This window comes from Actinomadura macrotermitis, from assembly GCF_009604375.1.
GTDB classification, from domain to species: Bacteria; Actinomycetota; Actinomycetes; order Streptosporangiales; family Streptosporangiaceae; genus Spirillospora; species Spirillospora macrotermitis.
The window spans coordinates 223,783-236,239 of sequence record NZ_WEGH01000005.1 but is presented as its reverse complement, the minus strand read 5'-3'; the positions used below and the strand labels follow the sequence as shown (position 1 = coordinate 236,239).

Sequence of the window (12,457 nt, the reverse complement as noted above, 5' to 3'; positions counted from 1 at the left end):
TCATGTCGTCGCCTCCGGCAGCGCCGGCGCGGTCGACTCCTGGGAGATCCCGGCGTGCGCGCGGGTGAGGTCGTCGCCGGGCTCGACCGGGAAGTGGCAGGCGGTCAGGTGGTCGGCGGCGTCGCCGTCGCGGACCACCAGCGCGGGCTCCTCGGCGACGCAGCGTTCCTGTGCCTTCGGGCAGCGCGGGTGGAAGCGGCAGCCGGAGGGCGGGTCGATCGGCGAGGGCACGTCGCCGATGAGGATGATCCGTTCGGCGCGTTCGGCCTCGTCGGGATCGGCGATCGACGCCGCCGACAACAGCGCCGCCGAGTACGGGTGCCGCGGCTGTTCGTACAGGGCGGGGGCGTCCGCCAGCTCGGCGACCTTGCCGAGGTACATCACCGCGATCCGGTCGCTGACATGCCGCACGACCGACAGGTCGTGGGCGATGAAGACGTAGGTGAGGCCGAGTTCGTCCTGGAGGTCTTTGAGGAGGTTGATGACCTGGGCCTGGATGGAGACGTCCAGGGCCGAGACCGGTTCGTCGCACACGATCAGCTTCGGCTTCAGCGCCAGGGCGCGGGCGACGCCGATGCGCTGGCGCTGCCCGCCGGAGAACTCGGCCGGGAACCGGTTGTAATGCTCGGGATTCAGCCCGACCAGCTCCATGAGCTCCTGGACGCGTTTCTTGCGGTCGGCGCCGTCGGCGATGTTGTGGATCGCGAACGGATCCCCGATGATCGACCCCACCCGCCGTCGCGGGTTCAGCGACCCGTAGGGATCCTGGAAGATCATCTGCACGTCACGGCGGAACGCCTTCATCCGGCTCCGCGAGAAGCCCGTGATGTCCTCGCCGTCATAGGTGATGCGGCCGGCGGTCACCGGATAGAGGCCGGTGACGCAGCGGGCGAGGGTCGACTTGCCGCAGCCCGACTCGCCCACGATGCCGAGGGTCTCGCCGCGCCGCACCTTCAGGTCGACACCGTCCACGGCGTGGACCCGCGCCACCTCCTTCTTGAAGACGATCCCCTGCTTGATCGGGAAGTACTTCACCACACCCTCGACCGACACCAGCACGTCGTCCTGTGCGGCCTCCGCGGTCATCGCTCGCCTCCTTCGGGCTCGGCGCCGTCGGCGTCCTCCGCGGCGCCCGCGCCCGCGTCGGCGGCCTCGGACGCGGCCCGCCGCGCCGCGGCGACCCCGGCGTCCAGGCCGACGGCGGTGTGCGGCAGCCAGCACGCCGACCGGTGCGTCCCGTCCCTGCGCAGATCAACACGGGGCAGATCACCACCGGGCAGAGCACCCGCGGGCTCCTCGCCGGGGGCCGGCTCGGTCGCGACGACCTCTCGCAGCGGCGGCTCATCGACGCGGCAGCGCTCCATGACGTACTCGCAGCGCGGATGGAACACACACCCCGACGGCAGGTTGATCAGGCTCGGCGGCTGCCCCGGGATCGGCTTCAGCCGGCCGCCCACGCCCGGCGCCGACGGCACCGACTCCAGCAGCCCGACGGTGTAGGGGTGGTGCGGCCGGTAGTACAGCGTCCGCCGCCCCGCGACCTCGGCCTCCCGGCCGCCGTACATGACCAGCACGTCGTCGGCCATGTCGGCGATCACGCCCAGGTCATGGGTGATCATGATCAGCGCGGTGTCGAACTCCCGCTGCAGCCGCCGCATCAGGTCCAGGATCTGCATCTGCACCGTCGCGTCCAGCGCCGTCGTCGGCTCGTCCGCGATGATCAGCTTCGGATGCAGCGCGAGCGCCATCGCGATCATCGCGCGCTGCCGCATGCCGCCCGAGAACTGGTGCGGGTAGTCGTCCACCCGCCGATCCGGCTGCGGAATGCCGACCAGGCCGAGCATCTCCACCGCCCGCTTGCGCGCGGCGGCCTTGCCGGTGTCGGGCTCGTGCTCGCGGATCATCTCCACGATCTGCCAGCCGACCTTGTAGTGCGGGTGCAGGCTGGACAGCGGATCCTGGAAGATCATGCCGATCTGCGCCCCGCGCACCCTGCGCATCTGCCGCTCGGGCATCGCCAGCAGGTCCTGCCCGTCGAACCACGCCTCACCCGACACCTGCGCGCCCGGCGTCAGCCCCATCAACGTCTGCGTACTGACGCTCTTGCCCGACCCCGACTCGCCCACGATCCCGAGCGTGCGGCCCGCCTCGACCGAGAACGACACCCCGCGCACGGCCCGCACCACACCGTCGGCGGTGGGGAACGCCACCCGCAGGTCGCGCACCTCCAGCAACTTCATCTACCGCTCACCTCCCTCACCGTTCCGGCCACGACCCGGGCGGGGCCGGCGCGGCCCCGCCCGGTACCGCTCTGCGCTGCCTCAGGAGGCCAGCCAGAGCTTGGTGAAGTCGTAGGCCTGCAGGGTCGGGATGAACTGGGCGTTCTTCACCCGCTTGGAGTGGTAGATGGTGAAGTTCTGGTTCATGAACGGCACCACCGCGGCGTCCTGCATGATCAGCTGGTCGGCCTTGTGCCAGGCCTCCGCCGCGGCGTTCTGGTCGGGCGCCTGCAGCGCCTGGTCGATGAGCTTGTCCACCTCGGGGTTGTTGTAGCCGCCGTAGTTGGTGGAGTTCGGCCCGTAGCTGCGGCCCTCGAACAGCGGCTGGATGATGGAGCGGCCGTTGTTGCCGTACCAGTCGGGCTGCCAGCCCGGCGCGGCGATGTCCCACTTGCCTTCCTTGGCGTTGGCCGGGGTGACCAGGGACGTGCCGTAGAAGTTGCCGTTGTTGTCGGGGGAGATGTCGGCGGTGATGCCGCACCCGGCCAGGTTGTCCTTGATCGACTGGGCGACCTTGGGGTGGTTGCTGGACACCCGGTAGGGGAACTTCAGCTTCAGCCCGTTCGGGTAGCCGGCGGCGGCGAGCATCTGCTTGCACTTGGCCGGGTCGCCCGCACTGTTCGGCGTCGGGTAGGCGTCGTACTTGACGTAGCCGACGTTGCCCGGCGGGATGACCTGCCCGAGCGGCTCGCTCACGTCAGGGCCGCCGTAGATCTTCACCAGGGCCGACTTGTCGATCGCGTACTCGATCGCCTGCCGCACCTCCTTCTTCTTCAGCGCCCCGTTGTTGTTCGGGCTGAGGGTGTTGAAGACCAGGTAGGGGTTGCTGCTCGGCGCCGACCGGATGGCGAAGCCGGGGTCCTTGTCGCGCTTCAGGCGCGGGATGGCCGACGTCGGCACCGGGTGGTCCCAGGCGAGGTCGGCGGTGCCCTGCTCCAGCTGCTGCTGCACCGCGTCGGGCGAGTCCTGGCCGAGGGTGAGCTGGATGCCGTCGATGTAGGCGGGCCGCATCGGGTCCGTCTCGGCCTTCCAGGCCGGGTTGCGGCCGAGCACGAACGACTTGTTCGGGGTGTAGGAGGTGATCTGGTACGGCCCGTCGGAGATGGTGTGCTTGCGGAACTCGGGGCTGTCGGGGATGTAGTTGTCGTACTCCTTCGGCGCCGCCGACCCGAACTGCATGGCCAGGATGTTCAGCAGGTCGCTGGCGGGCTGCTTCAGCTTGATCACCAGGGTGCGGTCGTCCTTGGCCAGCAGGCCCCGCACCTCGTGCTTGTTCTGGTAGTCGGCGATGGCCTTGGCGCTCTTGGCGTCGACCTTGGCGAAGGCGGCGCAGTACTCGTCCATCCCGTCGATGGTGGTGCGCCAGTAGGGCTGGGCGCCCGACGGCGAGGCGGGGTTGCACAGGCGCTTGTAGCCGCGCACGAAGTCGGCCGCGGTCACCTCCCGGGCCGGCTGGGTGTTCCACATGATGCCCGACCGGACCTTGATGGTGTAGGTCTTGCCGTCGCCGCTGATGCCGCCGTTCTCCTTGGTCGGCAGCGCCTCGGCGGCGTCGGGCTGCAGCGGGACCGCCTCGTCGAACTTGTTGGACGACTTGGTGCCGAACAGGGGCCGCGCGTAGTTGCGCGACAGCGCCTGCCCCACCGTGCTGTAGGAGCTGGCGGTGTCCACGTGGTCGGGGTCCGACGACCCGACGATCTTCAGGATGCCGCCCTTCTTCGGCGCGCCCCCCTCGTCGCCGCTCCCGCCCCCGTCCCCGCCGCCGCCCCCGCAGGCCGCCAGGGCGAGCGACAGAACGCCCATCCCGGCGATCAACTTGGCCCCGTTGTCCTTGCCTGCCATCCGCATCCTCCGCATCCGGTCGCACGGCGACCGTTCCGGCCCGACATCTGCGGATGAATGTGAACCCGCCGGGCCGCATAAACCAGAGCCCTGCGGATTCGTGATCGCCCCGTGTCCAAGGGCACATCGGGCCTTGATGACCGGGCCGTCCCGGGAACGCCGACGGCCCGCACGGAAGGGGTCCGTGCGGGCCGTGCGGTACCGGGGGCCGTGCGGTGACGGCGCCGGCGGCGTTACTCCTGCGCCTGCGGGGCGTCGGCGGCGCCGTCGGCGGACGCGCCGGGCGACACCGCGGCCTTGGCGACCAGGTCGGTCTGGCTGACCGTGGTGTTCTCGGGGAAGTGGCAGGCCGCCTGGTGGCCCGGGCTGAGCTCGACCAGCGGCGGCTCGACCTGCTTGCAGATGTCCTGCGCCTTCCAGCAGCGGGTGTGGAAGCGGCAGGCGGGCGGCGGGTCCAGCGGGCTCGGCACGTCGCCCTGCAGCCGGATCCGCTCGCGCCCCGCGCGCTGGGCGGGGTCGGGGATCGGGACCGCCGACAGCAGCGCGTTGGTGTAGGGGTGCATCGGCTTGGCGTACAGGTCGTTGCGGTCGCCGACCTCGACGATCTTGCCGAGGTACATGACCGCCACCCGGTCGGAGATGTGGCGCACCACCGACAGGTCGTGCGCGATCACCACGTAGGTGAGGCCGAGCTCGTCCTGCAGGTCCTCCAGCAGGTTCACCACCTGCGCCTGCACCGACACGTCCAGCGCCGACACCGGCTCGTCGGCCACGATCAGCTTCGGCTTCAGCGCCAGCGTCCGGGCGATGCCGATGCGCTGGCGCTGCCCGCCGGAGAACTCGTGCGGGTAGCGGTTGTAGTGCTCGGGGCTGAGGCCGACCAGCTGCAGCAGTTCCTGGACCGCGGCGCGGGTGCCCTGCTGGGGCGTCTCGCCCTGCAGCTTGAACGCCGCCCCGATGATCGCGCCGACCGTCTGGCGGGGGTTCAGCGACGAGTAGGGGTCCTGGAAGATCATCTGCAGGTCGCGGCGCAGCGGCCGCATCTGCCCCTGCGACAGGCCGGTGATGTCCCGGCCCTCGAAGGTGATCTTGCCGAAGCTGGAGTCCAGCAGCCGCATGATCATGCGCCCGGTGGTGGTCTTGCCGCAGCCCGACTCGCCCACCAGGCCGAGCGTCTCGCCCTTGCGCACCGAGAACGACACGCCGTCCACCGCCTTCACCGCGCCGATCTGGCGCTTGAAGACGATGCCCTGGGTGACCGGGAAGTGCTTGCCGAGGTTGTCCACCTCCAGCAGCGGCTCCCCCGCGCCCGCCGGCCCGGCCGCCGTCGCCGTGGCGGCGGCGGTGTCGCCGCCGGTGCCCGCCGCGGTGTCCTCGGGCGTGTCCGCCCGGTCCTGCGATGTGCTCACGATGTCTCCACGTTCTCCGTCGGGGAGCACGCTCCCCCGATGCTCCCCGTCACAGCTTCGGCGCGATCTCTTCGGCCCAGATCTGCCGCCTGCGCTCCGCCGGCAGGTGGCAGGCCACCTTGTGCCCGGGCGCCGACTCGCGCAGCTCGGGACGCTCGGTGGTCGCCTTGCCGTCGGTCAGCCCCTCGAAGGCGCAGCGCGGGCTGAACGCGCAGCCGGGCGGCAGGTTGATCAGGCTGGGCGGGGTGCCCTTGATCGGCATCAGCCGCTCGGTGCGGTCGCGGTCCAGCCGCGGCATCGAGCCGAGCAGGCCCCAGGTGTAGGGGTGCTCGGGCCGGTGGAAGACGTCCTCCACGCTGCCGTACTCCACGCTGCGGCCGCCGTACATGACCAGGATGTCGTCCGACAGCTCGGCCACCACGCCCAGGTCATGGGTGATCATGATGACGGCGGAGTTGAACTCGCGCTGCAGGTCCCGGATCAGGTCCAGGATCTGCGCCTGCACGGTCACGTCCAGGGCCGTGGTCGGCTCGTCGGCGATCAGCAGCTCGGGGTCGCACGACAGCGCCATCGCGATCATGGCGCGCTGGCGCATGCCGCCGGAGAACTGGTGCGGGTAGTCGTCCACCCGCCGGTCGGGCTTGGGGATCCCGACGCGGCCCAGCATCTCGATCGCGTGCTTGCGCGCGGCCTTCTTGCTGACGTCGTGGTGGATCCGGTACGCCTCGACGATCTGCTGGCCCACCGTGTAGAAGGGGTGCATCGACGACAGCGGGTCCTGGAAGATCATCGCCATGTCGCGGCCGCGCAGCCGGCGCACCTGCTCCTCGGTGGCGCCGACCAGCTCCTGGCCGTCCAGCCAGATCTCCCCCGAGACCTTGGCGTTGCGCCGGTTGTGCAGGCCGAGGATGCCGAGGCTGGTCACGCTCTTGCCCGAGCCCGACTCGCCCACGATGCCGAGGGTGCGGCCGCGCTCCAGCTCGAACGACAGGCCGTCCACGGACTTGACCAGGCCGTCGTCGCTGGGGAAGTGGATCTTCAGGTCCCGGACCTCGAGGAAGGCCGAGGGGGTGTGCGCCGCGGCGGCGCCGGTCGCGGCCGTGTCGATGGTCTCGGCGCCGCGCGCCTTGCTCGCCTTGCCCGCCATCAGGCCAGCCTCACTCTCGGGTCGGCGACGGCGTACAGGATGTCCACCACCAGGTTCGCCACGATGACGAACAGGCCGGTGGCCATCGTGACGCCGAGCGCCACGGGCAGGTCGCTGCGCGTGATGCCCTGCAGCATGAGCTGCCCGAGGCCGGCGAACGAGAACGTGGTCTCGGTGATGACCGCGCCGCCGAGCAGCAGCCCGATGTCCAGGCCGAAGATGGTGATGATGGGGGTGAGGGCCGACCGCAGCCCGTGCCGGACGATCACGTCCCGCTCGGGCAGGCCCTTGGCGCGGGCGGTGCGGATGTAGTCCTCGCCCATCGTCTCCAGCATCCCGGCCCGGGTGAGCCGGGCGTACATCGCCGCGTACAGGAACGCCAGCGTGACCCACGGAAGGATCAGGTTCTGCGCCCACGTCGCGGGGTTGCCGAGGAAGGCCTCGTACCGCGGGGTGGGCAGGATCTTGAACTGCCGGCAGAACAGGAAGATCGAGACCAGGCCGGTGAAGAACATCGGCAGCGAGACGCCGGCGAGCGCCATCGACATCGCGCCGCGGTCGAACGCCGAGCCGCGCCGCAGCGCCGAGACCACGCCGATCGTCACGCCCGCCAGCAGCCACAGCACGGCCGCGCCGATCGCGATCGAGAAGGTGATCGGGGCGCGGTCCAGGAGCAGGTCGAAGACCGGCTCGTTGGTGCGGTAGGAGAACCCCATGCACGGTGCGGGACAGTGCGTCACGCTGGTACCGAACTTGTAGTCGGTGCCGACGAAGATGCCCTCGATGAAGTGCCAGTACCGCACCAGGAAGGAGTCGTCCAGGCCGAGCTTGGCCTTGACCCCGGCCAGGCCCTCCGGGGTCACCTCCCGGCCCAGGTAGCGCGCGGCGAGGTCGTCGGTGGACTGGCCCGCGAGCTTGGGCAGGAGGAAGAAGATGCCGAACGTCACCAGGCTGATGATCGCCAGCAGAAGCACGGCGACCAGTAGGCGCCGGATGATGTATCGGATCACTGCTATCGGCGCCGGCCGCCTCTGCCTTCACCTCTCTCAGATCTTTACTTCAGCCCGAGGTTGGCGTAGTCGTACATGCCGGAGTAGCCGTAGTTGATGAACACGTTGCTCACCTTGGGGTTCCGGTAGTACAGGTTCTTCGCGTAGAGCATCGGGATGATGGAGGCGTCCTCCATGACCTTCTTGTCGATCTCCTGGTAGACCTTGTTCCGGCCGGCCTCGTCCTTGATGGCGGGGACGTCCTGGAACATCTTGGCGATCTCAGGCAGGTCGATGTGGGAGATGTTGGAGGAGCCGGTGCCCTTCAGCGCGCCCGGGTCGGTGATCTGCTGCAGGAAGCCGAACCCGCTCGGGAAGTCGGCGGCCCAGCCGTAGACCATCAGGCCGAGGTTGTTCTTCTTGACGAACTTGGGGTCGCCGACGACGCCGCCGGTGTACCCGTCCTCGGGGTAGTTCTTGATGTCGACCTTGATGCCGACCTTCTCCAGGGAGGCCTTCACCGACTCGGCGGCGGCCTTCTCCTTCGGCCGCTCGGTGCGGTAGGAGATGCTGGTGGAGAAGCCGTCGGGCTTGCCGCAGGCCTTCAGGTGCTCCTTGGCCTTGGCCACGTCGCCCTTGTCGCCCGGGGTCTCGTACAGGTTGAACTTCTGGTAGGCCTTCAGGCTCGGGGGCATCACCGTGGAGGCGATGTCACCGCCGGTGGTGCCACCGTAGGCGGCCTGGTAGGCGGTCTTGTCGACCGCGTACTGCACGGCCTTGCGGCACTCGACGTTGTCGAACGGCGCGACCTGGCGGCTGATGGCGGTGTACCACAGGAAGCCGGACTTGGGGTTGTCGGCGTTCTTCTTCAGCTCCGGGTCCGACAGGATCTTGGAGCGGGCGGCGGCGTTGACGCCGTTGCCCTGCACGTCGATGTGCGCGCTGCCGTCCATCTGGCGGTTGTCGACCTCGTCGGCCGCGACGCCCAGCTGCACCTCGATCTTGTCGACGAGCTGCTTGCGGTTGGGGTCGCTGGTGTCCCAGTTGGGGTTCTTGCTGAGGGAGATCGACTTGCCGGGCTCGTACTTGTCGATCTTGTACGGGCCGGTGGAGACGACGCTCTTGGCGTAGTTCACGCCGCCCTTGTCACCGGTGTCGGCGGCCTTCGGCACGGGGGCGGTCTGCGGGATCGTCGCCAGGTAGTCGAACTCGGCGAAGGGCTTGGCCAGGTGGAAGACCACGGTCTGGTCGTCCGGGGTGGTGACGCCCTTGAAGTTGTCCAGGTTCGGGTCCTTGTAGGGGCCCTTGTACCCGTTGGGGTTCTCCAGGTACTGCCGGAAGTAGACCGGCCCCTTCTCCATGACCTCGGGAGAGTAGTTGCTCCGCGCGACCGCGTACTTGACGTCCTTGGCCGTGACCGGGGTGCCGTCGGCGAACTTCACACCCGTGCGCAGCTTGTAGGTCCAGGTCTTCTGGTCCGGGCTGGCCTGGCCGAGACCGGTCGCCAGGTCCGGCACGATGTCCAGGTTGCCCTGGCCGGCGACGGACTTGAAGGTCAGCAGCGGGCGCGCGTACAGGCGGCTGAAGTTCCACGCGGTCGCGTAGTACATGTTGCCCGGGTCGGTCGAGTCGAAGTCGCCGGTCCGCAGCAGGTTCAGCGTGCCGCCCTTTTTGTCGGACGCGTTCACGATGGCGTTGCTGGCCTGGTCGAAGGCGCCGTCACCGCCACCGTTCTCGTCCCCGCCCCCACAGGCGGACAGCGCGAGGGCGGCGGTGACGCCGACCGCAGCCAGCGCGGCGGACCCCCTGAATGCTGATCTCTTCATCTCTTGCGGTCTCCCTTTGGAGTTCGGTCGAGGCTGTCTCGAACGATGGGTGTTCTGGATGTCAGCGCGAGGAGCGCGGGTCCAGGGCGTCCCGAAGGCCGTCACCGAAAAGGTTGAAGGCCAGCACGGTGATGAAGATCGCCATGCCCGGGAAGAACATGAAGTGCGGCGCGACCTCGTAGACCTCCTTGGCCTCGTTCAGCATCCCGCCCCAGCTGGGGGTGGGCGCCTTGATGCCGACGCCGAGGAACGACAGCGAGGCCTCGAAGATGATGTTGGTCGGGATCATCAGGGTCGCGTAGACCAGGATGGGCGCCCACAGGTTCGGCAGCAGCTCGCGGAACAGGATGTAGGGCGCCCGCGCGCCCATGCTCCGGGCCGCGTCGACGAACTCGCGCTCGCGCAGCGACAGCGTCTGGCCGCGGATGATGCGCCCGATGTAGGGCCAGCTGAAGAACCCGATCACAAAGATCAGGAACGCCACCCGCAGGCCGTTGCCCGACAGCCCGAACGCGCTGTCGGGGAAGACGCCGACCAGGGCGATCGCGAACAGCAGCAGCGGGAACGCCAGGAAGATGTCCATGGTGCGCGCGATGAGGGTGTCCACCCAGCCGCCGAAGTAGCCGGCCACCACGCCGAAGAACACCCCGAGCACCACCGCCAGGATCGTGGCGAGGAAGGAGATGATCAGCGAGTACTTGGCACCGTTGACGATGCGGCTGAGCATGTCCCGGCCGGCCGGCAGGTCGACGCCGAGCCAGTGGTGGGAGCTGATGCCCGAGTGCATGATGCCGGTCTTGGGACGCGACAGCATCGGGTCGATGAGGTCGTTGTGCGGCTGGTTGGGGTCGCCCACCAGGAAGGGCCCGACGACGGCCATCAGGATCAGCAGCATCACCACGATGCCGCCGCCGATGGCGACCTTGTCGCGCTTGAGGCGCAGCCAGGCGATCTGCCCGAGCGAACGCCCCTGGATCGCCTTGCGATCGACGCCCGCAAGGACGGCGTCCGGCTGGGCCTCGGTCTCGGACCCCGACACCTCGATCGGTGCGGTCACGCTCGCTACCTCCTACATCTCCGGCCACGCTGCCACCGGCCGACGGCCGGGGGCAGAGCGGGATCGTCCGCTGCCCGCGTGCCCGTTACGCCGCGTTTGCTGGAGGGAAACCTAGTGCTTCGGGCACGACTGTCCATCCGTGAAGCAGCCTGTGCCAGTACCCGTTTCTGACTTGTGATCTCGTCGTCATCTGGGGCACACGTGACCTGCACAACACAAAGGACAAAGCGCCCAGATAGTACGTAACGTCCAGGGGTGCTCGGCAACCGCAGACCGGGACGGAGCGGGAAGCTTTACCGGACCGAGTCCGATCTGAGATCGACCCTGCGCAGGTCGGATCGGATCTCCGCAGAAACGACGGCCGGGGCGCCCCCCTGCCTGTCGCAGGAGGACGCCCCGGCCGGCCCCGAGCGCGGGGCACCGGTCATCCGGTGCGGATCACTTGATGCCGCGGTTGCGCAGGATCTCCTCGATCTCGGCGAGTTCGGGGTCCATGCCGGCCCCGGCGCCCGGGGCGCCGGCGACCTCGCCGCGCGGCGCACGGCGCCCGGCGGCCTTCGGCGCCGCCTCGCCGCGGGCGGCGGCCCTGCGCCCGCCGCCACCCGCCGCCGCGCGGCGGCCGAGCATGGCGCCCGAGGTCAGGTAGAGCAGGACGGCCAGGCCCGCCACGACGACGCCCGCCCACTTGGCGGGGCTGAGCGCGAGGTCGACCAGGAACCCGGTGACCCCCGTCAGCGCGGCGGCGAGCGGGACCAGCGACCAGGCCGCGCCGCGCATCGCGAGCGCCGCCCCCCGGCGCCGGTACAGGCCCCAGCTCACCACCAGGCCGGCCAGGGTGACCCCCAGGCTGATCGCGAAAATGACGGAATCGCTCATGCCGGCCCCTCAGTCCGAACGGTGCTTCCCTTCCATGGTCACACGCGGGGACCGTGGGGCCGATCCTCCCCGGGGACCGTTTACCGGCGCCGCCGTCTCCTCCTTGCGCGTGATCCGTCCCCTAGGGAGCACCCCGGGAGTATCAGGGACCCAGGAGTGAGCCGTTTTGCGGTATGCAGGGGGAAATCAACGTCCGGCAACGATCACATGACGGTTCGGCGGCAGAGCCGGGGCCGGCCGGGCGGGACGCGGGGCACCGGCGGCGGGACGGTGCAGCCTACCGGCTCGGCGCCCGGCCGGCCGGCGTTTTCCCGCACCGCGGTTCCGGGCGGGTGCTCCCGGGCGGCGCTCAGGCCCCGAGCGCCGCCAGGAACGCCAGGTCCACCTCGCGCAGCGAGGCCACCACGGTGCGGCCGGGCGCCGCCGGCACCGGCAGGACGCCCGGCACCGCGACCGTGCGGCAGCCGGCCGCCTCCGCCGCGGCCAGGCCGTTCGGGGAGTCCTCCAGCACCACGCAGCGGCGCGGGTCCGCGCCCAGGCGCGCGGCGGCGGTCAGGTACGGCTCGGGATCGGGCTTGGTGCGGGCGACCTCGTCCCCGGCGACGGTCACCGCGAAGTGCTCGCGGCCGATCGCGTCCAGCACCGGCTCGATCAGCCGCCGGTGGCTGGAGGACACCAGCGCGGCCGGCACCCCGGCGGCGCGGACCTCGGCGAGCAGCTCCTTGGCGCCCGGCAGCAGCGGCACGCCCGCGCCCAGCTGCTCGGCCATGCCGGCCAGCAGCCACTCCCCCACCCGCGCGGGCGGCACGTCCGAGCCGGACAGCTCCAGCATGTAGGCCACCGCCCGGTCCAGGCTGCCGCCGACCAGGTCGTGCTGGTGCTCCTCGCTCCACTCGCCGCCGAGCCGGGCCATCACCTCGTGCTCGACGGCCAGCCACAGCCGCTCGGAGTCGATCAGCAGGCCGTCCATGTCGAACAGGACGGCCTGCAACCCGGTCGCGCTTGTCACCTTGTGTCCCCTTCCGGTCCGAG

General features: G+C 70.0%; 10 protein-coding genes. All 10 read right to left on the bottom strand.

Features of this window, described 5'->3' with window-relative positions; all coding sequences use genetic code 11:
• Nucleotides 1-1,086: an ABC transporter ATP-binding protein gene (locus ACRB68_RS33770; protein WP_153539839.1), complete on the bottom strand. Its 1,086-nt coding sequence runs from the start codon at nt 1,084-1,086 to the stop codon at nt 1-3.
• Nucleotides 1,083-2,240: an ABC transporter ATP-binding protein gene (locus ACRB68_RS33765; RefSeq protein WP_153539837.1), complete on the bottom strand. Its 1,158-nt coding sequence runs from the start codon at nt 2,238-2,240 to the stop codon at nt 1,083-1,085. Before ACRB68_RS33765 ends, ACRB68_RS33770 begins: the two co-directional genes overlap by 4 nt.
• An 81-nt stretch (nt 2,241-2,321) precedes the next feature.
• A complete protein-coding gene (locus ACRB68_RS33760; RefSeq protein WP_153539835.1) occupies nt 2,322-4,121 on the bottom strand; it encodes an ABC transporter substrate-binding protein in 1,800 nt (599 codons plus the stop codon).
• 233 nt (nt 4,122-4,354) lie between these two features.
• Nucleotides 4,355-5,416, bottom strand: coding sequence for an ABC transporter ATP-binding protein (locus ACRB68_RS33755; RefSeq protein ID WP_153540770.1), 1,062 nt, complete (start codon nt 5,414-5,416; stop codon nt 4,355-4,357).
• Between the two features lie 163 nt (nt 5,417-5,579).
• Entirely contained in the window at nt 5,580-6,677 is a 1,098-nt protein-coding gene (locus ACRB68_RS33750; protein WP_153539833.1) for an ABC transporter ATP-binding protein, read from the bottom strand.
• The gene (locus ACRB68_RS33745) at nt 6,677-7,687 is read right to left on the bottom strand and encodes an ABC transporter permease (protein ID WP_328595120.1); all 1,011 of its coding nucleotides are present in this window, start codon (nt 7,685-7,687) and stop codon (nt 6,677-6,679) included. Before ACRB68_RS33745 ends, ACRB68_RS33750 begins: the two co-directional genes overlap by 1 nt.
• A 44-nt stretch (nt 7,688-7,731) precedes the next feature.
• Complete coding sequence (locus tag ACRB68_RS33740) at nt 7,732-9,492, bottom strand: ABC transporter substrate-binding protein (protein WP_194293558.1); 1,761 nt, start codon at nt 9,490-9,492, stop codon at nt 7,732-7,734.
• Between the two features lie 61 nt (nt 9,493-9,553).
• Complete coding sequence (locus ACRB68_RS33735; RefSeq protein ID WP_328595119.1) at nt 9,554-10,549, bottom strand: ABC transporter permease; 996 nt, start codon at nt 10,547-10,549, stop codon at nt 9,554-9,556.
• A 438-nt stretch (nt 10,550-10,987) separates the two neighbouring features.
• A complete protein-coding gene (locus ACRB68_RS33730) occupies nt 10,988-11,425 on the bottom strand; it encodes a hypothetical protein (RefSeq protein WP_153539831.1) in 438 nt (145 codons plus the stop codon).
• Nucleotides 11,426-11,774: 349 nt separating this feature from the next.
• Nucleotides 11,775-12,434, bottom strand: a complete 660-nt coding sequence (locus ACRB68_RS33725; protein WP_328595118.1) for an HAD family hydrolase — start codon at nt 12,432-12,434, stop codon at nt 11,775-11,777.
• Nucleotides 12,435-12,457: the final 23 nt, after the last annotated feature.

Coding starts and splice junctions, on each gene's coding strand:
- ACRB68_RS33770 (WP_153539839.1), bottom strand. CDS start 1,086: ATGACCGCGGAGGCCGCACAGGACGACGTGCTGGTGTCGGTCGAGGGT.
- ACRB68_RS33765 (WP_153539837.1), bottom strand. CDS start 2,240: ATGAAGTTGCTGGAGGTGCGCGACCTGCGGGTGGCGTTCCCCACCGCC.
- ACRB68_RS33760 (WP_153539835.1), bottom strand. CDS start 4,121: ATGGCAGGCAAGGACAACGGGGCCAAGTTGATCGCCGGGATGGGCGTT.
- ACRB68_RS33750 (WP_153539833.1), bottom strand. CDS start 6,677: ATGGCGGGCAAGGCGAGCAAGGCGCGCGGCGCCGAGACCATCGACACG.
- ACRB68_RS33740 (WP_194293558.1), bottom strand. CDS start 9,492: ATGAAGAGATCAGCATTCAGGGGGTCCGCCGCGCTGGCTGCGGTCGGC.
- ACRB68_RS33730 (WP_153539831.1), bottom strand. CDS start 11,425: ATGAGCGATTCCGTCATTTTCGCGATCAGCCTGGGGGTCACCCTGGCC.